General features: G+C 70.4%; 25 protein-coding genes and 2 pseudogenes. 16 read left to right on the top strand and 11 right to left on the bottom strand.

Annotated elements, in window-relative coordinates; translation table 11 throughout:
- The first annotated feature begins 43 nt into the window (after window positions 1-43).
- On the top strand, window positions 44-433 hold the full coding sequence (locus LRS04_RS06065) for a hypothetical protein (protein ID WP_257815604.1): 390 nt from the start codon (window positions 44-46) through the stop codon (window positions 431-433).
- Window positions 430-633 (top strand): helix-turn-helix transcriptional regulator, encoded by a 204-nt coding sequence (locus LRS04_RS06060; protein WP_257815603.1) that lies wholly within the window; start codon window positions 430-432, stop codon window positions 631-633. Before LRS04_RS06065 ends, LRS04_RS06060 begins: the two co-directional genes overlap by 4 nt.
- On the opposite strand, the gene LRS04_RS06055 is transcribed toward LRS04_RS06060, so the two are convergent.
- On the bottom strand, window positions 630-1,301 hold the full coding sequence (locus tag LRS04_RS06055; protein ID WP_257815602.1) for a COQ9 family protein: 672 nt from the start codon (window positions 1,299-1,301) through the stop codon (window positions 630-632). The genes LRS04_RS06060 and LRS04_RS06055 overlap by 4 nt on opposite strands.
- A 207-nt stretch (window positions 1,302-1,508) precedes the next feature.
- Between LRS04_RS06055 and rpsU the strand changes: the two genes are divergently transcribed.
- Both rpsU and ftsH read left to right on the top strand, forming a co-directional pair.
- Window positions 1,509-1,742: a 30S ribosomal protein S21 gene (gene rpsU / locus LRS04_RS06050; RefSeq protein WP_111275467.1), complete on the top strand. Its 234-nt coding sequence runs from the start codon at window positions 1,509-1,511 to the stop codon at window positions 1,740-1,742.
- A 183-nt stretch (window positions 1,743-1,925) separates the two neighbouring features.
- Window positions 1,926-3,807, top strand: a pseudogene (ftsH, locus tag LRS04_RS27670) (ATP-dependent zinc metalloprotease FtsH).
- A gap of 54 nt (window positions 3,808-3,861) precedes the next feature.
- Here the strand turns inward: ftsH and LRS04_RS06025 are convergent.
- Together LRS04_RS06025 and LRS04_RS06020 are read right to left on the bottom strand one after the other, a co-directional pair.
- Entirely contained in the window at window positions 3,862-4,458 is a 597-nt protein-coding gene (locus tag LRS04_RS06025; RefSeq protein ID WP_374574843.1) for a calcium-binding protein, read from the bottom strand.
- Window positions 4,459-4,748: 290 nt separating this feature from the next.
- Window positions 4,749-5,684 (bottom strand): PQQ-dependent sugar dehydrogenase, encoded by a 936-nt coding sequence (locus LRS04_RS06020; protein WP_257815599.1) that lies wholly within the window; start codon window positions 5,682-5,684, stop codon window positions 4,749-4,751.
- 391 nt (window positions 5,685-6,075) lie between these two features.
- Between LRS04_RS06020 and folP the strand changes: the two genes are divergently transcribed.
- Genes folP through LRS04_RS06005 form a run of 3 tightly spaced genes read left to right on the top strand, consistent with a single transcriptional unit; the run spans window position 6,076 to window position 8,256 of the window.
- Entirely contained in the window at window positions 6,076-6,867 is a 792-nt protein-coding gene (folP, locus tag LRS04_RS06015; RefSeq protein ID WP_257818980.1) for a dihydropteroate synthase, read from the top strand.
- 10 nt (window positions 6,868-6,877) lie between these two features.
- Entirely contained in the window at window positions 6,878-7,687 is an 810-nt protein-coding gene (gene thiD, locus LRS04_RS06010) for a bifunctional hydroxymethylpyrimidine kinase/phosphomethylpyrimidine kinase (RefSeq protein WP_257815598.1), read from the top strand.
- Entirely contained in the window at window positions 7,684-8,256 is a 573-nt protein-coding gene (locus tag LRS04_RS06005; RefSeq protein ID WP_257815597.1) for a nucleotidyltransferase family protein, read from the top strand. The genes thiD and LRS04_RS06005 overlap by 4 nt, the downstream gene beginning before the upstream one ends.
- Here the strand turns inward: LRS04_RS06005 and LRS04_RS06000 are convergent.
- Window positions 8,253-8,411 (bottom strand): hypothetical protein, encoded by a 159-nt coding sequence (locus LRS04_RS06000; RefSeq protein WP_257815596.1) that lies wholly within the window; start codon window positions 8,409-8,411, stop codon window positions 8,253-8,255. The two genes, LRS04_RS06005 and LRS04_RS06000, sit on opposite strands and share 4 nt — an antisense overlap.
- Window positions 8,411-8,701, bottom strand: a complete 291-nt coding sequence (locus LRS04_RS05995; protein WP_257815595.1) for a hypothetical protein — start codon at window positions 8,699-8,701, stop codon at window positions 8,411-8,413. The genes LRS04_RS06000 and LRS04_RS05995 overlap by 1 nt, the downstream gene beginning before the upstream one ends.
- A gap of 43 nt (window positions 8,702-8,744) precedes the next feature.
- On the opposite strand from LRS04_RS05995, the gene LRS04_RS05990 reads away from it, so the two are divergent.
- Window positions 8,745-9,560 (top strand): PhzF family phenazine biosynthesis protein, encoded by an 816-nt coding sequence (locus LRS04_RS05990; protein WP_257815594.1) that lies wholly within the window; start codon window positions 8,745-8,747, stop codon window positions 9,558-9,560.
- A gap of 55 nt (window positions 9,561-9,615) precedes the next feature.
- Here the strand turns inward: LRS04_RS05990 and LRS04_RS05985 are convergent, their stop codons facing one another.
- From LRS04_RS05985 to LRS04_RS05975, 3 genes are all read right to left on the bottom strand, one after another.
- Complete coding sequence (locus LRS04_RS05985) at window positions 9,616-9,975, bottom strand: hypothetical protein (protein ID WP_257815593.1); 360 nt, start codon at window positions 9,973-9,975, stop codon at window positions 9,616-9,618.
- Window positions 9,976-9,979: 4 nt separating this feature from the next.
- On the bottom strand, window positions 9,980-10,462 hold the full coding sequence (locus LRS04_RS05980) for a hypothetical protein (RefSeq protein ID WP_257815592.1): 483 nt from the start codon (window positions 10,460-10,462) through the stop codon (window positions 9,980-9,982).
- A gap of 142 nt (window positions 10,463-10,604) precedes the next feature.
- Entirely contained in the window at window positions 10,605-12,494 is a 1,890-nt protein-coding gene (locus LRS04_RS05975; RefSeq protein WP_257815591.1) for an ATP-binding protein, read from the bottom strand.
- Between the two features lie 281 nt (window positions 12,495-12,775).
- On the opposite strand from LRS04_RS05975, the gene LRS04_RS05970 reads away from it, so the two are divergent.
- From LRS04_RS05970 to serA, 4 genes are all read left to right on the top strand, one after another.
- On the top strand, window positions 12,776-13,105 hold the full coding sequence (locus LRS04_RS05970; RefSeq protein WP_257815590.1) for a hypothetical protein: 330 nt from the start codon (window positions 12,776-12,778) through the stop codon (window positions 13,103-13,105).
- 64 nt (window positions 13,106-13,169) lie between these two features.
- Window positions 13,170-13,610: a hypothetical protein gene (locus LRS04_RS05965; RefSeq protein ID WP_257815589.1), complete on the top strand. Its 441-nt coding sequence runs from the start codon at window positions 13,170-13,172 to the stop codon at window positions 13,608-13,610.
- Between the two features lie 232 nt (window positions 13,611-13,842).
- Window positions 13,843-15,018 carry a phosphoserine transaminase gene (locus tag LRS04_RS05960; protein ID WP_257815588.1) on the top strand — a complete coding sequence of 392 codons (1,176 nt, stop codon included), beginning with the start codon at window positions 13,843-13,845 and terminating at the stop codon, window positions 15,016-15,018.
- Window positions 15,019-15,094: 76 nt separating this feature from the next.
- Window positions 15,095-16,669 carry a phosphoglycerate dehydrogenase gene (serA, locus tag LRS04_RS05955; RefSeq protein ID WP_257815587.1) on the top strand — a complete coding sequence of 525 codons (1,575 nt, stop codon included), beginning with the start codon at window positions 15,095-15,097 and terminating at the stop codon, window positions 16,667-16,669.
- A gap of 143 nt (window positions 16,670-16,812) precedes the next feature.
- On the opposite strand, the gene LRS04_RS05950 is transcribed toward serA, so the two are convergent.
- Together LRS04_RS05950 and LRS04_RS05945 are read right to left on the bottom strand one after the other, a co-directional pair.
- Complete coding sequence (locus LRS04_RS05950) at window positions 16,813-17,076, bottom strand: MoaD/ThiS family protein (protein ID WP_257815586.1); 264 nt, start codon at window positions 17,074-17,076, stop codon at window positions 16,813-16,815.
- Complete coding sequence (locus LRS04_RS05945; protein ID WP_257815585.1) at window positions 17,073-18,209, bottom strand: sialidase family protein; 1,137 nt, start codon at window positions 18,207-18,209, stop codon at window positions 17,073-17,075. The genes LRS04_RS05950 and LRS04_RS05945 overlap by 4 nt, the downstream gene beginning before the upstream one ends.
- 211 nt (window positions 18,210-18,420) lie before the next feature.
- Here LRS04_RS05945 and LRS04_RS05940 point away from each other — a divergent pair, with 211 nt between their 5' ends.
- Window positions 18,421-20,628: a TonB-dependent receptor domain-containing protein gene (locus LRS04_RS05940; RefSeq protein ID WP_257815584.1), complete on the top strand. Its 2,208-nt coding sequence runs from the start codon at window positions 18,421-18,423 to the stop codon at window positions 20,626-20,628.
- Between the two features lie 5 nt (window positions 20,629-20,633).
- Here the strand turns inward: LRS04_RS05940 and LRS04_RS05935 are convergent, their stop codons facing one another.
- Window positions 20,634-20,861 carry an EthD family reductase gene (locus LRS04_RS05935; protein ID WP_257815583.1) on the bottom strand — a complete coding sequence of 76 codons (228 nt, stop codon included), beginning with the start codon at window positions 20,859-20,861 and terminating at the stop codon, window positions 20,634-20,636.
- A gap of 276 nt (window positions 20,862-21,137) precedes the next feature.
- Between LRS04_RS05935 and LRS04_RS05930 the strand changes: the two genes are divergently transcribed.
- The 3 genes and pseudogenes from LRS04_RS05930 to LRS04_RS05920 all read left to right on the top strand — a co-directional run bounded on the left by LRS04_RS05930 (window position 21,138) and on the right by LRS04_RS05920 (window position 26,565).
- Window positions 21,138-21,926: an ImuA family protein gene (locus LRS04_RS05930; protein ID WP_257815582.1), complete on the top strand. Its 789-nt coding sequence runs from the start codon at window positions 21,138-21,140 to the stop codon at window positions 21,924-21,926.
- Window positions 21,844-23,377, top strand: a pseudogene (locus LRS04_RS05925) (DUF6504 family protein). The gene LRS04_RS05930 and the pseudogene LRS04_RS05925 overlap by 83 nt, the downstream one beginning before the upstream one ends.
- On the top strand, window positions 23,374-26,565 hold the full coding sequence (locus LRS04_RS05920; protein WP_257815581.1) for an error-prone DNA polymerase: 3,192 nt from the start codon (window positions 23,374-23,376) through the stop codon (window positions 26,563-26,565). The pseudogene LRS04_RS05925 and the gene LRS04_RS05920 overlap by 4 nt, the downstream one beginning before the upstream one ends.
- Window positions 26,566-26,616: the final 51 nt, after the last annotated feature.

The following is a 26,616-nucleotide window of genomic DNA, read 5'->3' as shown; positions in this document are numbered from 1 at the left end:
TCCTTGATGTAAGGTTTTCCTGACATCACGTGGGGAGAGCCGCATGTTCGCCAAGACGCCGGAAGGCCGCTACCACCTCCGCACGACGCTCTTCTTCCTCGGCTATGGCAGCCTGAACGTTGCCGCCATCTTCGGCGCTTTCGACGACATCACGCGGCCAGGCGCCTGGCTTTTCGCGCTGGCGGTGGCTGCCCCAGTGGCCGGCCAGATCTGGGCGGCGCTGGAGCTGATGCGCGAAAGCGACGAGTTCGTGCGCGCGCTGATGGCCAAGCGGTTTATCGTGGCCTCCGGCCTGGCCATGGCGCTTTTCAGCGCGTGGGGCTTCGCGGAGAGCTACGCCGACGCGCCCCACGCGCCGGGCTGGCTCATCTACCCCCTGTTCTGGATCTGCTTCGGCTTCGCGTCCTGCACCGTGCGGACCAGCCGGGCGTGAGGAACCGGCTGCGCGAGCTCAGGTCGGCCCGGGGCTGGACGCAGGAGGAGCTGGGGAGGCGCCTCGGCGTGTCGCGCCAGGCGGTGATCGCGCTGGAGACCGACAAGCACGATCCATCGCTCGACCTCGCCTATCGGATCGCCGCCCTGTTCGGCGAGCCGGTGGAAGCGATCTTCGAGAACCCGCACGCCGCAGGCTAGGGCGCGTCGGTGAAATCCGGCTTGGGCGCGGTGCGGTAGCGCATCTTGCCCAGCGCCTGGGCGACGCCGGTCACGAAGGCCGACGGCCGGAAGGTGGTGGTCGCCTTCCATTTCTCGAAGCGCATGACGTCGTCGATGCGGCGGTCGACGTAGCGGAGCGCCTCGCCGCGGCCCTCGGCGATGCGGATGGCGAGGGCCGAGGTCAGGATGCCGGCCAGGATCGCGCGCTTGGTATAGTGGTTCTCGTCCGTGGCCGCGTCGCCGGCCCAGCGCCACAGCACATCGGCGCTCTCCCAGGCGAGGCGCGCGCCCAGCGCCAGGTTCAGCGGCAGGGCGAGGTAGCCCGCCCAGCGGCGGGTGGCCGGCTCGTCGGCGGCGCCGGCGTCGAGCCTCGCCTCGACCGCGCAGCGGATCCGCTCGCGGATCTTCAGCGCCTCGGGGTCCACGGCCTCGAGCAGGACCAGCGCCCGGGCGTCGTGGCGGCGGGAGAACAGGGCCGCGAGGTCGGCCGGGCCGTGCGGGACCAGGAGTTCGGTCTCGCCCTCGGAAAAGCCGCAGGCCTGGCCCGCCAGCCTGGCCATGCGCGCGGTCCAGCCCTCGCGGGGCGCGAGCTTGATGGCCTGGGCCAGGATCTGCTGCTCGGCGTCGGCCGCCCAGTCGTTCGTCATGGCGGCAACTTAGCGGGCGCGGAACCCAAGAGCCACACCACGCGCTTTGGCGCCTTCATGGCGTGGACATCCCCCTGGGGTTCTGGTATCTGCCCGCCCTCAAACCTGGATGGCTCGCCCGTCCGGGCACGATTTTTTGTTCGCTCGCCGCCGCCCCAACCGGGTTCCGGGCGCCGGGCGGTGTAGCGATCGACAGGAGAGAGACCTCTGGTTCAGATTTTCGTCCGCGACAACAACGTCGACCAGGCCCTCAAGGCGCTGAAGAAAAAGATGCAGCGCGAAGGCTCGTTCCGCGAGATGAAGCGCCACGTCCATTACGAGAAGCCGTCCGAGAAGCGCGCCCGCCAGAAGGCGGAAGCCGTGCGCCGGGCCCGCAAGCTGGCCCGCAAGCGCGCCCAGCGCGAAGGCCTGATCGCGGCGCCGAAGAAGCCTTCCCGGTAAGGGCTGACTTCCGCCACATCGGCATGCTTTACGAAGGCCGCGCCACCAGGCGCGGCCTTCTGCATTTTACGGCCAAGGCGAGGCCATCGGTCGCGTATCGACCGGCTCCGCTGGTGGAACGGTGTTTGGCTGCCTATCTTGACGGGGAAAGCCCGTAATCCTTCTGCGAGACGGTCCTAGCTTATGAATCTGCGCAATCTCGTCATCTGGGGCGTCATCGTCGTCGTCCTGGTCGGCCTCTACAGCATGATGACCGGTGGCGGCCGCGCCGCCGGCCAGAGCGAGATCACCTACTCGCAGCTCCTCAACAAGGTGAACGCCGGCGAGGTGAAGCAGGCGGTGATCCGCGGCGCCGCCGTGGAAATCCGCGACCAGTCCAACAAGACCTTCACCGCGGTGACGCCCAACAACCAGGACGACCTGGTGAAGCGGCTGGAATCCCAGGGGGCCGACATCGCCGTGAAGCCGGCGGCCGGTCCGGGCTGGCTGGGTTTCCTGCTGAACGCCCTGCCGATCCTGCTCCTGATCGGCGTGTGGATCTTCTTCATGCGCCAGATGCAGGGGGCGCGCGCGGCGCCATGGGCTTCGGCAAGTCCAAGGCGCGCCTGCTCACCGAGAACAAGAACCGCGTGACCTTCGACGACGTCGCCGGCGTCGACGAGGCGAAGGAGGAGCTCCAGGAGGTCGTCGACTTCCTGAAGGATCCGCAGAAGTTCCAGCGGCTGGGCGGCAAGATTCCCAAGGGCGCGCTGCTGATCGGCCCGCCCGGCACGGGCAAGACGTTGATCGCCCGCGCCGTGGCCGGCGAGGCCGGCGTGCCGTTCTTCACCATCTCGGGCTCGGACTTCGTGGAGATGTTCGTCGGCGTCGGCGCGAGCCGTGTGCGCGACATGTTCGAACAGGCCAAGAAGAACGCGCCCTGCATCATCTTCATCGACGAAATCGACGCCGTGGGCCGGCACCGGGGCGCGGGCCTCGGCGGCGGCAACGACGAGCGCGAGCAGACCCTGAACCAGCTGCTGGTCGAGATGGACGGGTTCGAGGCGAACGAGGGGATCATCCTGATCGCCGCCACGAACCGGCCGGACGTGCTGGACCCGGCCCTGCTGCGTCCCGGCCGTTTCGACCGCCAGGTCGTGGTGCCGAACCCCGACATCAACGGCCGCGAGCGGATCCTGCGCGTGCACATGAAGAACGTGCCGCTGGCCGCCGACGTGGAAGTGAAGATCGTCGCTCGCGGCACGCCGGGCTTCTCGGGCCGACCTCGCCAACCTGGTCAACGAGGCCGCCCTGATGGCCGCCCGGAAGAACCGCCGCATGGTCACCATGCGCGACTTCGAGGACGCCAAGGACAAGGTCATGATGGGCGCCGAGCGCCGGTCGATGGTCATGACCGAGGACGAGAAGAAGCTCACCGCCTACCACGAGGGCGGCCACGCCCTGGTGGCCCTGAACGTCCCGGCCACCGATCCGGTGCACAAGGCGACGATCATCCCGCGCGGCCGCGCGCTGGGCATGGTGATGCAGCTTCCCGAGCGGGACCGCTTCTCCATGTCCTACGAGCAGATGACGTCGCGGCTGGCGATCCTGTTCGGCGGCCGGGTGGCCGAGGAGATCATCTTCGGCAAGGAGAAGATCACCTCCGGCGCCTCGTCCGACATCAGCCAGGCCACCAAGCTGGCCCGGGCGATGGTCACCAAGTGGGGCTTCTCGGACAAGCTGGGCTCGGTCGAGTACGGCGAGAACCAGGAGGGAGGTCTTCCTGGGCCACTCCGTCGCTCGCAACCAGAACGTCTCCGAGGACACCGCCCGGATCATCGACGAGGAGACCAAGCGACTGGTCACCGCCGGCGAGGCGGAAGCCAAGCGCATCCTGACCGAGAAGATCGAGGACCTGCACGTCCTGGCCAAGGCGCTGCTGGAGTACGAGACCCTGAGCGGCGACGAGATCGTCAACGCCCTGAAGGGCGTGCCGCCGGTGCGCGAGGAGTCCGAGGCCAAGCGCCCGGCCGGCCCCGCGGTCGCCGTGCCGATCTCGCCCCGGCCCGATCCCGAGCCGGCGTGATCGGAGCGACACAGAGTTGAAGAGGGCCGTCCGGGCGACCGGGCGGCCCTTTTTCTAGGCCCCGAAGATCCACTCGCCGGTGAGCGAGCTCATCTGGACGCCGACCAGCAGCATGCGGCCGCCGCCGGGCATGTCGATGTGCACGCCCTCGCTCGCCTGGGTCACGACATAGGTCTGGCCGGGCAGGAGCTGGACGCGGTCGCCCTGGGCGCGGTTGAAGTCCGTCACGCGGTCCAGGCCGGCGTCGCCGAAGGTGTGGAAGATGTCGGCGCCAGCCCCGCCGGCCACGGTGTCGTCGCCGCGGTCGCCGCTGATCCAGTCGTCGCCCTCGCCGCCGGTGATCTGATCGTCCGCCTGGCCGCCGCGCAGGAGGTCCGCGCCCGCGCCGCCGTCGATGGTGTCGGCGCCGAGGTTGCCGTAGCCGATGTCCGCCCCGTCGTCGCCGAACAGGCGATCATTTCCCTGGCCGCCGACCACCCAGTCGTCGCCCTGGCCGCCGTGGACGGTGTCCTGGCCCTGGTTGCCGTGCAGGTCGTCGAAGGCGAGGCCGCCGTAGATCACGTCGTCGCCCTCCTCGCCGCGGATGTAGTCCGAGGCGTCGCCGGCCGAGGCCCGCGGGGTCAGCCGGTGGATGTCGCCGTCGAGGCCCACGATGTAGAGCCGCCCCCTGGCCGTCCACGGCGAAGGAGGCGATCTGGTCGATGTCGCCGCCGCCGTGGACGACGATCTGGGCGTTGCGGTTCAGGAAGTCCTGGGCCTGGCCGTCCCTGACGCTGACGCTCCAGACGTGGCCCCGGGAGAAGTCGCCGAACCAGTAGAGCCCGTTTCCGCCGCCGGGGCCGTGATAGACGTAGCCGCCGGTCACCGCGACGCCGGAGTAGAGCGGGGTCGTGTGGTCGTAGTCGAGCACCGGCGCGGTGAGGCCGGCCGGAGCCTGGCCGCTATAGGGCTGGCTCCCCTCCATGAACCGCCAGCCGAGATTCAGTCCGCTCTGGCCGGCGGGGATGAAGTTCACCTCCTCGCGGGCTTCCCTGACCCACGTCGCCGATCCACAGGTCGCCGGTCGCGGAATCGAAGCTGGCCCGCCAGGGGTTGCGCAGGCCGTAGAGCCACACCTCGTCCGCGCCGGGCACGGCGCCGGCGAAGGGGTTGCCGGCGGGGATCGCGTAGTTGCGCGCAGCGTCGGCCGGGAAGGCGTCGCCACCCACGTCGATCCGCAGGATCTTGCCCAGGAGGCTGTCGAGGTTCTGGGCATTGTTGTTCGGGTCGCCGCCGCCGCCCCCGTCGCCGGTGGCGATGTAAAGGTACCCGTCGGGCCCGAAGGCCAGCCAACCGCCGTTGTGGTTGGTCTGGCCGGGGTGGGGGACGGTCAGGATCGTCCGCCCGGAGTTCGCGTCCGCGTGGCCCGCGTCGAGGCGGGTGTATTCCCTGACCTCGATGTCGCCCGCTGTGTTGGTGAAGTGGATGTAGAAGCGCCCGGTGGCGGCGTAGTCGGGCGCGAACGCCAGGCCCAGCAAGCCCTGTTCGCCGCCGGTGGCGAAGCCGCCGTCCGGCAGGTCGAGAAACGGATCGGCCTGCACCTGGCCGGAATTCAGGTCGAGGATGCGGATGCGGCCGGTCTGCTGCTCGACGATGAACAGCCGGTCCGGGTCGCCGGGCGGCGAGGCGGCGAACAGCGGCGACGACAGGCCCGAGGCGACGCGCTGGGCGTCGATCAGCGTGGTCGCCGGGTCGGGGTCGGAGGCGCCCTGGCCGTAGAGGATGTCGTCGCCGGCTCCGCCGAAGAGGGTGTCGGACCCGTCGCCGCCCGACAGCACGTCGGCGGAGGTGGTCCCATTGAGGGTGTCGCGCGCGCTCGTCCCGACAAGGTCGGCCATGTGCCGCTCCGTGACTGCCCAGCCAGAACTCTCAACGCACGCGCGGAGCAGGCGTTCAGACCCGGCTGCGGAGCAGCTTGATGGCCTCCCCGCAGCACCGCGCGGCCCCAGGTGGTGGTCTGGGCGTCCGTGAGCTTCGCCGCGGCGACCGTCAGGGCCTGGTCGCCGTGCCGCCGGCGCAGGTGCTGCGCCTCGTCGAGCGCGTCCCGTTTGAGGCGGCGCCGACGCCGCCAAAGGCGAACCGGATTCAGGGTCATCCCCGTCCCCATCCAGGAATGCTGGTCGCATCGACGTGCGATCGCTTACTAAGCAACGCAACGCCTACTGGCCCCCCGTCACCCCCTATCAGGAAGGCGACACCAGCTTGACCATAAACCCCGCGGTGCGCGTCATGGGCGTGACAAACGTCACACCTGACAGCTTTTCCGACGGCGGCCGATGGTCGGCGCCTGCGGATGCGCTCGCCCATGCCCGCCGGTTGATCAGCGACGGAGCCGACATGATCGACGTGGGCGGCGAGTCCACGCGGCCGGGCGCCGACCCGGTCCCCGAGGCCGAGGAGATCGCCCGGGTCGTCCCGCTGATCCGGGCGCTGGCCGAGGAGACCGACGTCCCGATCTCGATCGACACCATGAAGCCCGCCGTGGCCCGGGCCGCGATGGCGGCCGGCGCGACCCTGTGGAACGACGTCACGGCCCTGCGCTACGCTCCCGACGCCCTGGATACCGCCGCCGAGCTCGGCTGCGACGTGGTGCTGATGCACATGCAGGGCGACCCCCGGACCATGCAGGCCGAGCCGCACTACGACGACGTGGCGGGCGAGGTGGCGGACTTCCTGGCGGCCCGGGCCGAGGCGGCCGTGGCGGCCGGCGTGGCGCGCGCGCGGATCTGGCTCGATCCCGGCGTCGGCTTCGGCAAGCACATGACCCAGCACAACCTGCCCCTCCTGGCCCGTCTGGACCAAGTCGTCGCCATCGGCTTTCCGGTTCTTCTGGGCGTCAGCCGCAAGAGCTTCATCGGCGCCGTGGACGGCGGCGGCCGGCCGCCGGAGGCGCGGCTGGGCGGCTCGATCGCCGCAGCCCTGGCCGGCGCGGCGGCGGGGGTGGCGGCGGTGCGGGTCCACGACGTGCGCGAGACGGTCCAGGCGCTGCGGGTCTGGACGGCGATCCAGGCCGCGCGCTAAGGCCGGGGCCATGAGCGCCCCCTCCCGTCTGTCCCTGGGCCGAGTCCTGATCATCGCCGGGTCCGACTCCGGCGGCGGGGCGGGCATCCAGGCCGACATCAAGACCGTGACGGCGCTGGGCGGCTACGCGGCCACCGCGATCACCGCGGTGACGGTGCAGAACACCCTGGGCGTCACGGGCGTCCATCCCATCCCGCTGGACGTGGTCGCCGCCCAGGCCCGTGCGGTGCTGGACGACATCGGGGCCGACGCGCTGAAGACCGGCATGCTGGGCGACACCGCAGCCGTGGAGGCCGTCGCGGCCATCCTCGACAGCGCGGCTGGCGTCCCCGCCGTGGTCGATCCGGTGATGGTCGCCAAGGGCGGCGCGGCCCTGCTGGCCGCCGACGCGGTGGAGGCGGTGAAGGCCCTGATGATCCCGCGCGCGGCGCTGCTGACGCCCAACGCGCCGGAGGCCGAGGCCCTGACCGGGATCGCCATCGCCGACGCCGACGACCTGCGCCGGGCGGGCGAGGCGCTGCTGGCCATGGGCGCGGCGGCGGTGCTGATGAAGGGCGGCCACGTGGCCGGCGAGCGGGTCGTCGACGTCCTGATGACCCCGGCGGGCGAGACCGTCTTCGAGGCTGAACGCCGGGCGACCCGCCATACCCACGGGACCGGCTGCACCCTGGCCTCGGCCTGCGCCACGGGGCTCGCCCAGGGGCTGCCGCTGACAGAGGCGGGGGCCCGCGCCTGGGCCTATGTGCAGGAGGCCATGGCGCGGGCGCCGGGACTGGGGAAGGGCCACGGCCCCCTCGACCACGGCTGGACGCTCCGATGAGCCTCGCGGCCCGGCTGGAGGCCATCGTCCGCGCGACGCCCGGCCTGATGCAGGTGCTGGAAACGGCCCGCGAGCTGGCCCTGCCGGACTGGATCGTGTTCTCGGGCGCGGTCTATCAGCCGGTGCTGAACCACCTGACCGGCCGACCGGCCGACTACGGCATCAAGGACTACGACCTCGGCTACCACGACGCCTCGGACATCTCCTACGAGGCCGAGGACGCGGTGATCCGGCGGGTGGCCGAAGCCTTCCAGCCGCCCGTGCGCGAGATGGTCGAGGTGCGCAACCAGGCGCGCGTCCATGTCTGGTTCGAGGACAAGTTCGGCGAGCCCTATGCGCCGCTGCCGGACACCGCCACGGCGCTGGAGCGGTTCGTGAGCCCGCTGTTCGCCGTCGGCGTCCGGCTTGAGCGCGACGACCGGCTGATGGTCGTGGCGCCGTTCGGGCTGGACGACCTCTTCGCCCTTCGCCTGCGACCCAATCCGCTGAGGCCCGGGAACAGGGGCTTCGTCCGCGCCTCGGCGTCGGCCAAGGCCCGCTGGCCCGAACTCGAGATCGTCGAGCCCTAGCGCCGGTAGACGTCCGGGTCGCGGATTTCCATCCAGCGGTCGCCGCCGGTGAGCGGACCGAAGCCGAAGCGGGCGTAGAGCCCGTGGGCGTCGCGGGTCGCCAGGTGCAGCCGCCGGAAGCCCTGCAGGTCCGGATGAGCCTTGAGATAGGCCATCAGCTTCTTGCCGAGGCCCGCGCCGCGGGCCCCTCGTCGACGAAAACGTCGCAGATCCAGCCGAAGGTCGCCCGGTCGGTGACGACCCGCGCCATGGCCACCTGGCATCCGTCGGGATCGTAGGCGCCGACGGTCAGGCTGTTGGCGCAGGCCCTGGCGAAGGTCTCGAGCGGAATGCCCTCGGCCCAGTAGCTCTCCCCGCCGATCCACTGATGCGCGCGGGCCACATCGAAGCGCGCGGGATCGTCGCTGAGCAGGTATCCGTCGGGTTCGCGGGTGTCGTGGGGCATCCGGGCTCCTATCTGGAGCTTCGCCATAGGAGACCTTGCCGACATGCGCCAGTGGACCGTCGATGCGTTCGCCCCGGAGGCCTTCAAGGGCAATCCCGCCTGCGTGGTGGAGCCCTTCGACGCCTGGCCGGACGCCGGCTGGATGCAGAAGCTGGCGGCGGAGAACAACCAGGCCGAGACCGCCTTCCTGCTGAGGACGGACGATCCCGCCCGCTTCGGCCTGCGCTGGTTCACGCCGGCGCTGGAGGTGCCGCTCTGCGGCCACGCCACCCTGGCCTCGGGCCACGTCCTATTCGAGGAACTGGGCCTGGACGCCGACCTTATCACCTTCGACACCCAGTCCGGGCCGCTGACCGTGCGCCGGGCGGGCGAGCTCTACGAGATGGATTTCCCGGCCCAGCCGCCGCAGCGCTGCGAGGTCGCGGGCCTAGCCGAGGCGCTGGGCGTCGCGCCCGTGGAGGTCTGGGCTTCGAACTATGTGATCGCCGTGCTGGCCGACGAGGCGGCGGTCCGCGCGGTCGCGCCGGACCTGATGGCGCTGGAGAAGGTCGCCGGCGCCCATACCGGCAGCCGGGGCAATGTGGGCGTCGCGGCGTTGGCCGACGCCGGCAGGCCCTACGACGTGGTCGACCGGTTCTTCGCGCCCGGCTCAGGCATTCCGGAGGATCCGGCGACGGGCTCGCTGCACTGCATTCTGGCGCCGCTGTTCGCGGAGAAGCTGGGCCGCCCCCGGGTGGTGTTCCACCAGGCCTATCCGGGCCGCGGCGGCGACCTGGACTGTGAGCACCGGGGCGACCGGGTCCTGCTGCGCGGCCGGGCGACGACGGTGGTCGACGCGACCCTGCGGATCCGCCCCTGACATGACGACGCCCCCGGATCGCTCCGGGGGCGCGGACCTTGTTCAGGTCGAGCCGTTAGCGGCGGGGCCCGTAGCCGTAGCCGTAACCGTAGTCGCGGTCGCGGCGCTCGAAGCGGATCTGGGCCGCGAGGCGATCGAAGCGGCGATCGAGGTCGGCGCGCTCCCAGCTCGACAGGCCGTTCACCCGGTAGCGGGCTTCGAGGCGGGAAAGCTGCCGGAACTCGCGGTGGAGCCGGTTGGCCTCCGCGCGGGTCAGGTCGCCGCGGGCCACGCCGCGGTCGATGCGCTGCTCGAGCTGCATCTGGCGCTGGTTGATGTTCTGCCAGCCGCCGTAGGGCTGGGCCGCCGCGGCGCCGGCGGAGACGGCCAGGGCGGTCGCGGCGCCGGCCAGGGTGAGGGTCGTCAGCTTCTTCATGGTGTCAGTCCTTCCGGCTGAGAGGGGTGGTTTTCGTTGGGCGAGGCTCCCCGCCCGCGGCCGGGCGGCCGCAGGCGGGGGCTTTGGGGGCTATCGGCGCCAGTCGCGGCCGTAGCCGTTGTCGTAGCGATCGTCGTAGCGGCTGTAGCGTTGCGACCGCTGGAGCGTGGTCTCGATGCGGTTCATGGCGTTCATGACTCGCTGACGTTCCCAGCCGCTGGCCCGGCCGCTCTCGACGCGCCACGCCAGGGGGCTGGGCGTCACGCCAGATCGAGAGCAGTTGACGGGCCTCGCTGCCGGAGATGCGGCGCTCGCGGGCGGCGTTGTTGATCTGCCACTCCAGGGCGTCGTAGCGGCCGGTGAAGCGCTGGCCTTCGTAGCGGTCGTGACCGCGGTGGTCGTCGCCGCGCCAGGGCTGGGCGGCGGCGGGGATGGCGGTCGCGCCGAGCGCGGCGACGGCGGCCATCGAGAGCAGGATCTTCTTCATCTGGTCCTCCTCGAACCATGTGTTGGGCCGGAGATCCGGCCTTCCATGGTCCGAAGAAACCACACCGCGCCTGACGCCCGTCTGAGCCGGGCGTTGTTTTCGGTTCAGGTTGGTGACCGGCCGTTCAGCGGCCTCAGGGCGCTCAGGCGGCCTGGGTCTTGGTCGCCTGTCCGCCGCCGGTGGCGGCGGCGTTCAGGGCCGAGCTGATCGCCTCGTAGAGCTTGGCGATCTCGATCGGCTTGGCCACGTGGCCGTCCATGCCGGCGGCCAGGTACTCGGCGATCTGGTGGCTCAGCGCATTGGCGGTGAGGGCGACGATCGGGGTGCGGGGCCGCTTCATCTTCTTCTCGGCGGCGCGGATTTCGCGGGCCGCCTCGATGCCGTCCATGACCGGCATCTGGATGTCCATCAGGATCAGGTCGTAGCCGCCGATCCGCCAGGCGTCGACGCAGGCCTTCCCGTCCGGGACGATGTCTATGTCGATGCCGAGCGAGTTCATCACCGCGGTCAGCACCTGGCGGTTGGTCGGGTTGTCCTCGGCGGCCAGCAGGCGGATGCCGCTGTCGTGGTTCGGTCCGGCGGGCTCGGCGGCGTGGCTGGCCTCGCCCTGCTGCAACGGCAGTTCGACGGTGAAGGCCGACCCCTTGCCCTCGCGGCTCTCCACGTCGATGGAGCCGCCCATCATCTGGGTCAGCTCGCGGCAGATGGCGAGACCGAGGCCCGTGCCGCCGAACCGGCGGGTGGCCGAGTTGTCGGCCTGGGTGAACTTCTCGAACAGCGCGGGCAGCTTCTCGGGCGCGATGCCGACACCGGTGTCGCGCACGACCAGGCGCAGCGCGCCGGTGGTCGCGTTGACACCGATGACGGCGTGCACCGAGCCCGCGGGGGTGAACTTCACCGCGTTGGAGAGCAGGTTGCCCAGCACCTGGCGCAGGCGATCGGGGTCGCCGCGCCACCAGCCCGCCGCCGCGGGCTCGATCGCCATCTGGAACTCGAGCCCCTTGGTCCGGGCCTGGACGGCGTAGGTTTCGCGGGTGGCGGCGATGACGCTCTCGAGCTCGAAGTCCTCTTCGACGAGGGTCAGCTTGCCGGCCTCGATCTTGGAGAGGTCGAGCACGTCGTTCAGCACCGCCAGCAGGACGTTGCCCGACTGGCGGATCACGTCGAGGCGGTCGCGCTGGGTGGCCGCGAGTTCGCCCATGGCCATCACCTCGGCCATGGCCAGCACGCCGTTCAGCGGCGTGCGGATTTCGTGGGACATGTTGGCCAGGAACTGGGTCTTCAGCACATTGGCGGCGTTGGCCTCGTCGCGGGCCTTCTCCAGCTCGCGCATGGCGCCCTTCAGGTCGTCCTCCCGTTCGCCGAGCTTGCCCAGCAGGTGGTTGAAGCTGTCGTTCAGGCTCTGGAAGAGCTCGTCCTGGGCCTCTACCTCGACGGGCGCGAAGCTGCCGCCCGCGGCCACCTCGTGCATCGCCTCCGAGAGGCGTTCCACCGGCGAGATCACCCGCTTGGCGAGGCTGCGGGCCAGGAACAGGGCCACGCCGATGCCGCCGAACAGCAGAGCGAAGGTGAGCGCGATGAACTGGGGCAGAAGCGGGGTGAGCGCCGGCGTCTCCACCGTCATCCTGAGCGTGCCGACCCGCCGGCCATGATCGACGACCTCGGCCTCGACCTGTTGCGCGGGGGTCTTCGAGGCGCCTTCCGGGCGCCGATAAACTGCGATCGGCCTGCCGGCCATGTCGGTCAGGTTGGCCGAAACCACGCGCTTGCTGGCTGATAGCGCGGAGAGCGGCGACTGCACGTGCTTCATGTCGCCGTCGGCGATGGCCGCGGCCGCGCTCTGGGCGGTGATCTGAGCCAGCGACTGGTGGATCTGGTGCGACTGCGTCTTCGCCACCGCCCACTGCTGCAGCATGAAGGTCAGGCAGGCGGCCAGCAGGACCACAAGCGTCGTGATGAGGCCCACGCTCGCAACGCGGGCGTGGAAGCTGGCGACGGGGGCCCGGGCATTCTGGCCGGAAACTTGGGTCATGGCGCTCTTCGAGGCCGCGGGGAGGACGTCGGGTTTACCGTGATAATCCTAACGGATCGCTTCCAGCGTGCGCGCGCACCTCACGGTTGCTCGCGCGGCGGCTGAAAAGGCTCGCGCCGGCGGCGCAAGCGCTCCCCTGACGGGCGAATACGTGTCCTGCCGGCCACGATACAGCCCCCGGTGGAGAGAATTATGGTCAACAACTCATGAACAGGCTGGCGATAGCTTCACCGTTTGTTTACCCTGCTACCGTGGGTTTTCTCGCGGAATAGGGGTGCTGGATGGAAAAGGTCTTCGTGGCCCAGAAGGTGGCGAACAAGCTGTTCGCGACCGAGGCGGCGGTCGACGGCGCGCTGGCGGAAGCCGCCGAGCTGATGAGCGTGATGCTCGCGGCCCGCAAGGACGTGAACACCTCCATGGTGTTCGCCGACGACGCCCAGGTGAAGCTGATGGAGGCCATGAAGGCCCTCAGCGAAGCGCGCACCGCCATGGTGGGCGTGCACAACGAGCTGAACGACGCGAAGCTGCGTCTCGGCATCCGCACCAAGATGAGCGGCGCGGACAAGCCGGCGGTCGTGGCCCAAGCCGAAGGCCTGCGCGAGGTCGTCTGACCTCTTAAGGTTGCAAGAAATTAACTGGTGTCGCGCCTCTAGTATCCACTAGGGGCGCGATATCATGTCCAATCTACCCTTCGGCCTGCTCGTCGACGTCTTCCTGATCGTCGGGGCGCTGTTCGCCATCTGGAAAGGTGGCGCGCCCGAGCGGACCGCCGCGGCCGTCGTCCTGCTCAATGTCGCCATCGGCCGGTCCACCAGCTGGTGGATGGTGGAAAACCGGGACCTGATCTGGCTCTGCAACGACGGCCTGGCCGCCCTGATCCTGCTCTTCGTGACCGTCCGCTTCGCCGCCCCCTGGATGGGCGGGATGATGCTGTTCTTCGCAGCCCAGTTCACCCTGCTGGCCTACTACATGGTCACCATGCAGCCGACGTTCGACTACACCTACTCCCTGATCAACAACATCAACTGGTCCGGGATCACCTGGTGCCTGATCCTCGGGACGGCGATGGCCTGGCGGGGCCGGATGCGGGCGCGCCGCCTGGCCGCCGCGACCTAGACCTTGACCCGTTCAGGCGGTCCGCCCGAACGGGAAAGAAGGGTCTATCTTCAAGGTGGGAGCGCGTCGGCCGCTTGAACCGGCGTCCCCTTCAAGCTGACGCGCTCCAGCGCCGCTGAACCCGCCTTCAGAAAACTTTCTCTTGCGCCGCAGCACGAACCCGGGCTTTTGAGCGGCGGGCCACGCCCTCCCAACGGGGCGCTGCCCATCTGCAAGGATGGGAGACATCGCAGTGACCACGACTCCGCCGAAGCCGGCCATGCGCCCGGCTCGTCCCGAATTCTCGTCCGGCCCGTGCGCCAAGCGCCCCGGATGGAATCCCGAAAACCTCTCCAACGCAGTGCTCGGGCGGTCCCACCGTTCGAAGCTCGGCAAGGCGCGCCTCAAGGAGGCGATCGACCGCACGCGCGAGGTGCTGGAGGTTCCCGACGACTATCTGATCGGCATCGTGCCGGGCTCGGACACGGGCGCCGTCGAGATGGCCATGTGGTCGATGCTGGGCCCCAAGCCCGTGCAACTCCTGGCCTTCGAGAGCTTCGGCAAGGACTGGGTCACCGACGTGACCAAGCAGCTCAAGCTGGAGGCCGAGGTGCTGTCGGCGCCTTACGGCCAGCTCCCCGACCTGAGCCGCGTCCGCAAGGACGCCGACCTGGTGTTCACCTGGAACGGCACGACGTCCGGGGTGAAGGTCCCGAACGGCGAATTCATCGCCGCCGACCGTGAGGGCATCACGATCTGCGACGCCACCTCCGCCGCCTTCGCCCAGACGCTGGATTGGGCGAAGCTCGATGTGGTGACCTTCTCCTGGCAGAAGGCGCTGGGCGGCGAGGGCGCGCACGGCGTCCTGATCCTCGGTCCCCGCGCGGTGGCGCGCCTCGAGAGCTACACCCCACCGTGGCCGATGCCGAAGCTCTTCCGCATGACCAAGGGCGGCAAGGTCAGCCTCGACATCTTCGAGGGCGCGACGATCAACACGCCCTCCATGCTGTGCGTCGAGGACTACCTCGACGCGCTCAAGTGGGCGCAGAACATCGGCGGCCTGCAGGAGATGAAGCGCCGGGCCGACGCCAACCTCGCCGTGCTGGAGGCCTGGACGCAACGCGCGCCCTGGGCCGCCTTCCTGGCCGAGGACGAGGCGATCCGCTCCAACACCTCCGTCTGCATCAAGGTGATCGACGCCCGCGTGACGTCGCTGCCCGAGGACGCCCAGGCCGACTTCGCCAAGAAGCTGGCCTCGGTGCTGGAGAAGGAAGGCGTGGCACTCGACGTGGGCGGCTACCGCGACGCCCCGCCGGGGCTCCGGATCTGGTGCGGCGCCACCGTCGACACCGCCGACCTCGACGCCCTGACGCCTTGGCTCGACTGGGCCTTCGCCACCGTCGCCTCCGAGCTGCAAGCCGCGGCCTAAGCGCCGTCCGCCCACCCCCATGACGAGCCTCCCGTGACTGCACGGGAGGACTCCCTCTCCTGAAGGAGATCAGAATATGCCCCGCGTGCTCATCGCCGACAGCCTGTCGCCCGCCGCCGTCGCCATCTTCAAGGAACGCGGCGTCGACGCCGATGTGAAGACCGGCCTCTCCAAGGACGAGCTGCTGAAGATCATCGGCGACTACGACGGCCTGGCCGTCCGCTCCGCCACCAAGGCCGACAAGGACGTGCTCGCCGCCGCGAAGAAGATGAAGGTCATCGGCCGCGCCGGCATCGGCGTGGACAACGTCGACATCCCGGCCGCCACCGCCGCCGGCATCGTCGTGATGAACACCCCCTTCGGCAACTCGATCACCACCGCCGAACACGCCATCGCCATGATGTTCGCGCTCGCCCGCCAGCTCCCCGCCGCCGACGCCTCCACCCAGGCCGGCAAGTGGGAGAAGAACCGCTTCATGGGCGTCGAGCTCTACGGCAAGACGCTGGGTCTGATCGGGGCCGGCAACATCGGCGGCATCGTCGCCGACCGCGCCAACGGCCTGAAGATGCACGTGATCGCCTACGACCCGTTCCTGTCGCCGGAGCGCGCCGTGGAGATCGGGGTCGAGAAGGTCGAGCTCGATGAGCTGCTGAAGCGCGCCGACTTCATCACCCTGCACACGCCGCTGACCGAGAAGACCAAGAACATCCTCTCGGCCGCCAACCTGAAGAAGACCAAGAAGGGCGTGCTGATCGTCAACTGCGCCCGCGGCGGCCTGGTCGACGAGGTGGCGCTGCGCAAGCTGCTGGACGAGGGCCACGTGGGCGGGGCGGCGTTCGATGTCTTCGTCCAGGAACCCGCCAAGGAGAACCCGCTGTTCGGGGCCCCGAACTTCATCGCCACCCCGCACCTCGGCGCCTCGACCAACGAGGCCCAGGAGAACGTGGCCCTGCAGGTCGCCGAGCAGATGAGCGACTACCTGCTCACCGGCGCCGTCACCAATGCGCTGAACAGCCCCTCGGTCACCGCCGAGGAAGCCCCTCGCCTGAAGCCCTTCGTGGCGCTCGCCGAGAAGCTGGGCGCCCTGGCCGGCCAGATGGTCGACTACGGCATCAAGGGCATCGACATCGCCTACGAGGGCCAGGTCGCCAACCTGAACACCAAGCCGATGACCGCCGCGGCGCTCGCCGGGATCATGCGGCCCATGCTGGCCGAGGTGAACATGGTCTCCGCCCCGGCCATCGCCAAGGAGCGCGGCATCTCGGTCTCCGAGAGCAAGCAGGAGGACTCGCCGATCTACGAGAGCCTGATGCGGATCGTCATCGAGACCGAGAAGGGCCGCCGCGGCTTCGCCGGCTCCGTGCTCGCCGGCGCGCCGCGGATCGTCGAGGTCAAGGGCATGGACCTCGACGCGCCGTTCTCGCCGCGGATGCTCTATGTCAACAACGCCGACAAGCCGGGCTTCATCGGCGCGCTGGGCAACCTGCTTGCCGACGCGGGCGTGAACATCGCGACGTTCAACCTCGGCCGCGTCACGGTGGGCCAGGACGCCATCGCCATGGTCGGCGTCGACCAGGACGCGTCGCAGGAGCTGCTGGGCAAGATCCAGGCCCTGCCGCACGTCAAGGAAGCCCGGCTGCTGCGGTTTTAAAGGTCCCGCGGGCCCTCTCCCCTACCCTCTCCCTCTCGCGCTTCGCGGGGGGAGAGGAGGTGATGGCGCCGCCCTCTCTGCTCCACTCCTCTCCCCCGGGCGAAGCCCGCGAGGGAGAGGGCAAGGGAGAGGGCTTTGCGGGCCTAGCCCCCGCTCAGCGCCCCGAAGATCAGCAACTCGTCGCCGGCCCGGAGGGCGGTGCGAATGTCCCGTGTCTCGTCCATGCCGACAAAGAGGCGCATGTGCTTGCGCACCCGGTCCTGCTCGTCGACCACCCGGAACTTCAGGCCGGGAAACTGCCGGTCGACGTCGTCCAGCACGGCGTCGACGGTGGCGCCCATGGCCTCGATCCGTGTCTCGCCGCCGGTGTAGGCGGTGAGCTGCGAGGGGATCATCACCCGGATCATCGAACCGGCGCCGCCACCACGGAATAGATCTCCGGCAGGTGGGCGGCGATCTGGCGCCAGCTCCCGCCCTCGTCGCCGCTCATCCAGATCTCGCCGCCGGTGGTGCCAAGGTAGAGCCCCATGGGGTCGGCGGCGTCGCCGCAGAAGGCCTGGCGTTTGACGGTGAACCAGCCCTGCTCGGCGGGGAATCCCCTGTCCTGCCGCTCCCAGCTCCCGCCGCCGTCGCGGGTGCGGTAGACCGCCGGCTTCCCGCCCGGGCTGACCCTGGGCCAGACGTCCGTCCCGTCCATCGGGAACACCCAGGCGGTGTCGGCGCAGCGGGCGTGCGGCACGATGGAGAACCCGATGTCGCCGACCTCCCTCGGCATGGCGTTTCCGATCCGCTCCCACTCCTCCGACGGCCGGTCCAGGCGGTAGATGCCGCAGTGGTTCTGCTGCCAGATCCGGTCGGGATTGCTGGGGGCGAGTGCGATCTGGTGGGCGTCCTGGCCGTATTCCGGATATGGGTCCGGCAGGAAGCTCGCCTCGACGTTCCTGTTGAGCGGCCGCCAGGTCTCGCCCTGGTCGGTGGTCTCCAGCACGCCGGCGGAGCAGGTGGCCAGGTACATGTGCCGGGCGTCCCGCGGGTCGATGCAGATTCCCGCAACGATGGCCCCGTCGGGCGTGCCGCCGTCGGGCGGCAGCCAGTCCATGATCTTCGGGTGGTCGTTGAGGCCGCTCACGCCCTCCCAGGTCGCGCCGCCGTCGGCGCTGCGGAACAGGGCCGGCGGCGAGGTGGCGGCCCACCAGACGCCGGGCTCGTCGGCGTGGCCGGGTTCAAGCCAGAAGGTGTGGTTCACCGCGCGGCCGTGGGCGTCGCCCTTCGGGAAGGCCGGCGGCTGGGCCGCCTCGGCCCAGGTTTCTCCGCCGTCCGTTGACCGGAAGATCGTCGGTCCCAGATGCCCCGTGGACGCGGCCATGAGCAGGGTCGTCCCGTCGCGCGGATCGAGGACGAGATGGTTGACGATGGTCCCCAGGAAGATCGGGCCCTGCGCCCGCCAGCCGCTCCGGCCGTCGTCGCTGCGGTAGATCCAGGCGCCCCCTTCCGGGTGCCCACGAGAAGTTGGACAGCTTGGGTCATGAGGTCCTCCCACCCCAGGACGTCCGGCGCCCGCCGCTTCCGACATCGCCGTCCGGTGAGGATTCCCTTGCGCAGCAGCCTCGTCAAATCCCGGCGAAAGGTGACCGATCCTTAAGTTGCCCGATCCGCCGTCGGCGGACGAAAAGCTCCGCAAGCTTGACTGCGTCCTTGCCAGGGCGGGCGCGGCAGGCCATCGTATTACAAATGTAGTTTTCAGAGGTCTCGTGAAGAATCATCTGTTCGTCCTGGCCTCGCCCCTCGTGCTGCTCGCGAGCGGGGCGCTGGCCCAGCCCGCGTCCCCGCCGACGGCCAAGCCGGCCCAGGCCGCCCCGCCGGCGGAGGGCAAGACGGTCGGCGAGGTGGTAGTCTCGGGCGCCGCGCCGGACGTGCGGACCTCGATCGACCGGACCAGCTACAACGTCGCCAAGGACCTGCAGGCCACCACCGGCTCGATCGGCGACGCCCTCCGCGGCGTGCCGTCCGTCGAGGTGGATGTGCAGGGCAATGTCGCCCTGCGCGGCGATCCCAACGTCACCATCATGATCGACGGCAAGCCCAGCGGCATGTTCAAGGGCGAGGGCCGCGCCGCCGCCCTTCAGAGCCTGCCCGCCGACCAGATCGAGCGGGTGGAGGTGATCACCAACCCAACGGCGGCTTTCGATCCCGAGGGCGGGGCCGGCGTCATCAACCTGATCACCAAGAAGACCCGCAAGCCCGGCTATTCCGGCTCTCTGCGGGCCAACTACGGGAGCGAGGGCCGCGCCAATGTCGGCGGCAGCGCCGGCTACAACTCCGCCAGGCTCACCGTCACCGCCGACGCCGCCTACCGCACCGATCCGCAGAAGTTCTGGCTGACGAACGAGCGCGAGGTCCTCGACGCGACGGGCGCGACGGTCCTGACCAGCCGCGAACGCGACATCTCCCGCGGCGATGGGCGGATCTACAATGGCCGGCTCAGCGCCGATTACGACGTCACCGCCGCCGACCGGCTTTCGGGCGAGCTGCGCTTCATCGACATGAAGCCATCCGTGGCCACCTACGAGCACTACGAGGCGCAGGACGCAAGCGGCGCCCTGACCCGCGTGTTCGACCGCACCGGCGAGCAGGACTTCCAGCGTCGGAATGGGGAAATCTCCGGGACGTGGCGGCGCAAGCTGGAGGGCCAGGACCACGAGCTGGTGGTGAATGGCAGCCTCGAGCGGACCGACCTCACCGGCGACCGCGACCAGGCGCTCGTCACCAGCCTGCCCGAGCCGCCGCTGCAGGCGAGGGAACGGTTCAGCCAGGACACGCGCCTTGATCAGGTGGAGCTGAAGGTCGACTACACCCGGCCGATGCCGGACGAGGCCAAGCTGAAGGCCGGCTACGTCCTGCAGATCGACGAGAACGACTACCTGAACACCGCCGCGCGCGGCCTGGCGGGCGGGCCGCTCGTCCCCGACCTCAACTTCTCAAACCGCTTCACCTACGACCAGACGGTCCACCAGGCCTACGCCACCTACGAGCGGCCGTTCGGCGACTTCACGGTGCTGGCGGGCCTTCGGGTGGAATCGGTCGAGATCGACATCAACCAGATCACCACCAACATCCAGGCGACCAACGACTACACCGAGGCCTATCCGAGCCTGCACCTGGCCTATCAGCTGGGCGAAGGCGAACGTCTCTCGGCGAGCTACAGCCGGCGCGTCCAGCGACCGAACGCCAACGACCTCAACCCCTTCCTGGTCTATATCGACCCCGCCAACTACCGGCGCGGCAATCCCGACCTGAAGCCGCAGATCACCGACAGCTTCGAGGCCGCCTGGCAGAAGCGCGACGGCGGCACGCTCTACATCGGCACGCTGTTCTACCGGGTGAGCCACGACGGGGTGATCGACGTCACCGAGGACATCGGCCAGGGCATCCTCGTCACCACCCGCGAGAACGCCGGCCAGGTGCGGACCGCGGGCCTGGAGCTGGTCGCCAACGGCCGGCTGAGCAAGACCATCACCTACAATCTCAGCGGCAATGTCGGCTGGCAGGAGTTGGACGCCGGCGACCTCGGCTTCGCGGAGACGCGCGACGGCTTCACGGTGGGCGGCCGGGCCAACCTCAACTGGCAGGTGACGTCGAAGGACTTCATCCAGCTCAACGGCTTCGTGAACGGCGAGCGGCTGACCGCCCAGGGCTACCGCAAGGCCTCCGGCCTCCTGAACCTCGGCTACCGCCACAAGTTCAGCGACAAGGTCTCCGGCGTCGTCACGGTCCAGGACGTGCTCAACACCTTCAAGGACGTGCAGGTGATCGACACCGACACCCTGCGCGACCGCACGGTACGAGACGGCAACTTCCGCGGCGTATTCGTCGGCCTGACCTGGACCTTCGGCGGCCAGGGCAAGGCGGCCCGGGACCCGGGCTTCGACTTCGGCGGCGGGGGCGGCCCGCCGGGCTAGGCCCTTTACGCCGGCGTGCTGACCTGGGTGACCGACTTGATGTCGGTGAACTTGGCCACGTCGGCGAACACCTCGCCGGCGCGCGGGCCGGTGAGCGAGGCCTGCAGGGCGCCGGCGTCGGCGAAGGTCAGGTGAGCGATGCAGACGAAGGGGGCGGGCCCGCCGCCGGCCGCCGAAACACCGTGCAGAACCTGGACGTCGGTCAGTCCCGTGGCGCTGAAGGCGTCCTTCACCAGCGGGATGTGGGTGGCGTCGTAATAGGCCTTGTCGAACTTCGCCCCCTTCGGTGGCGGGGTAGAGGACGCTGAAGATCACGGCCATGGCGGGCTCCCTTGCGGCCGCCTCGACCGGCGGGCGGCGTTCGCGGAAACCAAGCACGGCCGGCTTTGCCGCGCCACGCCGAAGAGGCGCTTTCCTTCCGGTGCGTCAGCGTACGCGGCCCCACGGAACTTGACTCCGGGCCTCATGAGTTCCAGAACAAAACTGGAACGAACGGAGTCCGCAATACCATGTCCGGATCTCGCTCAGGAGCGCTCGCCGCGCTCAAGGCGAAGGTCGCCGCCCTCGAGGCGGGCGGACGGCCGGACTCCGAGTCCCTCCCCTTCGGCGCGCCCGACATCGACCTGTGTCTGCCCGGCGGCGGCCTCCCGCTCGGCCGCTGGCACGAGCTGGTCGCCGACGGGATGGAGCTGGAGACCGCCGCCGCCGCGGCCGCCGTCGCCGCCTTGATGGCCGCGCCCCTGGCCAGGCGGGGCGAGGCGGTCTGGGTGCTGCGCCGCGACGACCTCTGGGCGCCCGGCCTGCTGGGCCTCGGCTTCCCGCCGGAGCGGCTGATCCAGGTCTGCGCCCGCGACGAGGCCGAGGCGCTCTCGGTGATGGAGGACGCGCTGTCCACCGTCGGCGTCTCGGCGGTGTTCGGGGAGGTGGAGGCGGTCGATCTCACCGCCGGGCGCCGGCTGCAGCTCGCCTGCGAGAAGATGGGGGCAACGGGCTTCGTGATCCGTCGCCGGCCCTATGGCGGAACGGCGAAGAAGGAGGCCGCGGGCTCGGCGGCCACGACCCGCTGGCGGGTGGCCTCGGCCCCCTCCGAGCCGGCGATGGGCGAACTTGGTCTCGGCGCCCCGCGCTTCCGGCTGGCCCTGGAACGCTGTCGCGGCGGCCGGACCGGCGCCTGGTTCGTGGAAGCGAGCGGGGCCTATTCCATGGAGGCAGGCGATGTCGCGCATCCTCTGCGCCTGGTCGCCGATGTGGGCGATCTCGGCGTGGCTCCGGCGCCATCCGAACGACGCGCCGCCTGACGACCAGCCCTTCGCCCTGCTGGAGACCGTGCGCGCCGTCCGCCGGCTCTCGGCCGTCAGCGCGGCGGGCCTGCGCCTGGGCCTGCGCCCCGGGCAGAAGGCCACCGACGCCATGGCCATCGCGCCGGAGCTGGTCACCGCCGACGCCGAACCGGAGGCGGACGCCGAGGCGCTGACCGCGCTCGTGGACTGGTGCGTGCGCTTCTCGCCGGCGGTGGCGGCCGACCGGCCCGACGGCCTCTTCCTCGACATCACCGGCGTCGACCACCTGTTCGGCGACGAGGCCGGGATGATGGCCGACCTCCAGGCGCGGCTGGCCCGCAACGGCCTGCCGTTCCGCTGCGCCGTGGCCGACACGCCGGGCGCGGCCTGGGCGCTGGCCCACTTCGGCGAGGACGGGACCATCGCCCCGCCGGGGAGCAGGCCGACCTGCTGGCGCCCCTGCCGCCCGCCGCGCTCAGGCTGGAGCCCGAGGCCGCCGCCCAGATCGAGCGGCTGGGCCTCCGCAACCTCGGCCAGCTCATGGCCCTGCCGCGCGGCCCCTTCACCCGCCGGTTCGGCAAGGCCGCCATGATGCGCCTCGACCAGGCGCTGGGCCGCACGAAGGAGGCGCTCACCTTCCGCCGGCCGCCGACCCCCTGGTTTTCCAGGCTGGCCTTCTTCGAGCCGATCAGCGCGCCCGACGACATGGCGCGCGTCGCCCGCGACGTGCTGGAGACGCTCTGCGCCCGGCTGGAACAGGAGGGCCAGGGCGCCGCCGGTTCGAGGTCTGCTACCACCGCCTCGACGGCCAGGCCCTGCCGGTGGCCGTCGGCCTGTCGTTGCCCGGCCGCGACGCAGGCCGCATCGCCAAGCTGGTGGCGCCCAAGCTGGAAACGGTCGATCCCGGCTTCGGGATCGAGGTGGTCACCGCCACGGCCTGGGACGTGGAGCCGGTCTCCGGCCGCCAGGCGAAGCTCGACGCCCGGCGCGACCCGGCGGTGGAGGACGGGCTCGGTCCGCTGGTCGACCGGCTGGTCAACCGCCTGGGCGAGGACCGGGTCTGGCGCGCCGCGCCGGTGGAGAGCCACGTCCCCGAACTGTCGGTCGGCAAGGCCAAGGCGTTGGGCGGCCCGCCGTCCGAGGCCCGGCCCTGGGATCCGGAGGCGCCCCGGCCCGTACGCCTGTTCCGCCGCCCCGAGCCGCTGGAGGGCGTCATCGCCCTGACCCCCGACGACCCGCCCAACCAGTTCCGCTGGCGCGGCCGCACCCATCGCGTCCGCCGCGCCGAGGGCCCCGAGCGGATCGGCGAGGAATGGTGGAGGGGCCTGATCGAGGACGTCTCGGTCGGCCACGTGCGCGACTACTACCGGGTCGAGGACCAGGACGGCGGCCGCTTCTGGGTGTTCCGCTCGGGCCTCTACGAACCCGGCCAGCCGGCCCAGTGGTGGCTCCACGGGCTGTTCGGATGACCCGCTACGCCGAACTGCAGGCGGCCACCAACTTCTCGTTCCTGCGCGGGGCTTCGCATCCGCACGAGCTGGTGGGGGGAGCCGACGCCCTGGGGATGGCGGCGGTGGGGATCTGCGACCGCAACTCCCTGGCCGGGGTGGTGCGCGCCTGGTCGGCCCAGCAGACGCTCCGGGAAGGGGGCTCGGAGATCCGCGCGCTCACCGGCTGCCGCCTGGACTTCGCGGACGGGACGCCCAGCCTGCTCGTCTATCCCTCGGACCGGGAGGCCTATGGCCGTCTCACCCGCCTGCTCACCGTCGGCCAGCGGCGGGCGGAAAAGGGCGAATGCGAGCTCCATTTCGGCGACTTCCTGGACCACGCCGAGGGCCAGCTCGTGCTTGTGGTCCCGCCCGAGCGGCTGGACGACGGCTTCGAGACCGACCTCCGGCGGATCGCCGGCGAGCTGCCGGACGTCTGGCTGGCGGCGGCCCGGCGCTACGGCGCGCGCGACCTCAAGCGGCTCTCGCGGCTCCAGGCCCTCGGCCAGGCGCATGGCGCGCCCATGGTCGCCACCAACGACGTGCTCTACCACGGCCCCGAGCGGCGGGCCCTGCAGGACGTACTGACCTGCATCCGCGAGGGCTGCACGGTCCACGAGGCGGGGCTGAAGCTCGAGGCCAACGCCGAGCGCCACCTGAAATGGCCGGAGGAGATGGCCCGGCTGTTCGCGAAGTTCCCGGGCGCGGTGGAGCGCAGCGTGGAGATCGCCGGGCGCGTCGGCTTCGACCTCTCCCAGCTCCGCTACGAATACCCCGACGAGCCGGTGCCGCCCGGCAAGACCGCCATCCAGCACCTGCGCGACCTCGCCTGGGCGGGCGCGGCCTGGCGCTATCCGGACGGCGTGCCGGACAAGGTGACGAAGCTGGTCGCCGAGGAGCTCGATCTCATCGAGCGGCTCGACTACCCGAACTACTTCCTGACGGTGCACGACATCGTGCGCTGGGCCCGGGAGGAGCGCGGCATCCTCTGCCAGGGCCGCGGGTCGGCGGCCAATTCCTGCGTCTGCTTCTGCCTGGGCGTCACCGCGGTCGATCCCACCAAGCCGGACCAGGACCTGCTCTTCTCCCGGTTCATCTCGGAGAATCGCAACGAGCCGCCGGACATCGACGTCGACTTCGAGCACGCCCGGCGCGAGGAGGTGATGCAGTACGTCTATGAGCGCTACACCCGCGACAAGGCGGCGATCGTGGCCACCGTCATCCACTACCGGCCGCGCATGGCGATCCGCCAGGTCGGCAAGGCCCTGGGGCTTACCGAGGACATCACCGCGGCGCTCGCCGGCACGGTCTGGGGCTCCTACGGCGATGGGGTGCCCGATGAGCACATCCGCCAGTGTGGCCTCGACCCCGACGCGCCGGAGATCCGCCGGGCGACGGCGCTGGCCCAGGAACTGCTGGGCTTCCCGCGCCACCTGTCGCAGCACGTGGGCGGCTATGTCCTGACCAAGCGCCGGCTCGACGAGACCGTGCCGATCGGCAACGCCGCCATGCCGGAGCGCACCTTCATCGAGTGGGACAAGGACGACATCGACGCGCTCGGCCTGATGAAGGTCGACATCCTGGCGCTCGGCATGCTGACCGCGCTGAAGGAGAGCCTGGACCTCCTGGGCATCCCCGACATCGCCGACATCCCGCAGGAGGACCCGGAAGTCTACGAGATGCTCTGCCACGCCGATTCCGTCGGCGTGTTCCAGGTGGAAAGCCGGGCGCAGATGTCGATGCTGCCAAGGCTGAAGCCCCGGAAGTTCTACGACTTGGTCATCGAGGTGGCGATCGTCCGCCCCGGTCCGATCCAGGGCGACATGGTGCATCCCTACCTGCGCCGGCGGGACGGCCTCGAGCGCGCCGACCTGCCCGGCCCGGGCGAGGGCCACGGCGATCCGAACGAACTGCGCGACATCCTCGGCAAGACCATGGGCGTGCCGCTCTTCCAGGAGCAGGCCATGCGGATCGCCATCGAGGCGGCGCGGTTCACGCCGAGCGAGGCCGACGGCCTGCGCCGCTCAATGGCCACCTTCCGCCACTACGGCACGGTCGGGACCTACGGCGTGAAGTTCGTCGAAGGGATGATCGCCCGCGGCTACGACCCGGCGTTCGCCCAGCGCTGCTTCCACCAGATCGAGGGCTTCGGCTCCTACGGTTTCCCGGAGAGCCACGCGATCAGCTTCGCCCTGCTGGTCTATGCCTCAGCCTGGGTGAAGCATCGCCACCCGGACGTCTTCCTGGTCTCGCTGCTGAACGCCCAACCCATGGGCTTCTACCAGCCGGCCCAGCTCGTCCGTGACGCCCGCGAGCACGGCGTGGAGGTGCGTGCGCCGGACGTGCTGTTCTCCGACTGGAACTCCACCCTGGAAGCCAAGGACGACCCGCGCCTGCCGACGAGCCCGGTCCGACTGGGGCTGCGGCAGATCAAGGGGCTGAAGGAGGACGAGGCGAAGCGCATCCCCAAGGCCCGCGCCGCCGGAGCCCTCACCCTCGAGGACTTCGCGCTCCGGGCCGGGCTCTCGCGCCGGTCGCTGGAGCTGCTGGCCGAGGCCGACGCCTTCCGCTCCCTGGGCCTCGACCGCCGCGCGGCGCTGTGGGCGGTGAAGGGTCTGGCCGACGAGATCGGGGCGGAGACGAAGGCGCCGCTGCTGGCCGGCGGGATCCGCGAGCAGCAGGTGGAGCTGCCGTTCATGAGCCTGCCCCGGCAGGTGGCCGAGGACTACCGGACGACCAGCCTGTCGCTGCGCCAGCACCCGGTCTCGTTCTTCCGCCAGGACCTGGCGCGCCGGCGCGCCGTTCCCTGCGCCGCGCTGAAGACCCTCCCGGACAAGCGCCATGTGGCGGTGGGCGGCCTGGTGCTCGTCCGCCAGCGGCCGGGAACGGCCAAGGGCGTGGTCTTCCTGACGCTGGAGGACGAGACCGGCATCGCCAACATCGTGGTCTGGAAGGACGCCTTCGAGGCCCACCGCCGGACGGTGATGAGCGCCTCCTTCCTGCTGATCGAGGGCCAGCTCCAGAAGGAGGGCGAGGTGGTCCATCTGGTCGCCCGCAAGTTCACCGACCTGTCGCAGAAGCTGGGCGAGATGCGCGACGACGAGGGTGCGCCGCCCGAAGTCCGCAGCCGGGTCACCGGCCGCCTGATCCGCAGCCGGGATTTCCATTGACCCCGGGCGCGCGGCCGTGGCGTCCTCGCGCCACAGCCCTGGGGAGCCCGA

Origin of the sequence: Phenylobacterium sp. J367 (assembly GCF_024699985.1) — a bacterium.
Classification (GTDB): Bacteria; Pseudomonadota; Alphaproteobacteria; order Caulobacterales; family Caulobacteraceae; genus Phenylobacterium.
This window is presented reverse-complemented; position numbering and strand designations above follow the sequence as displayed.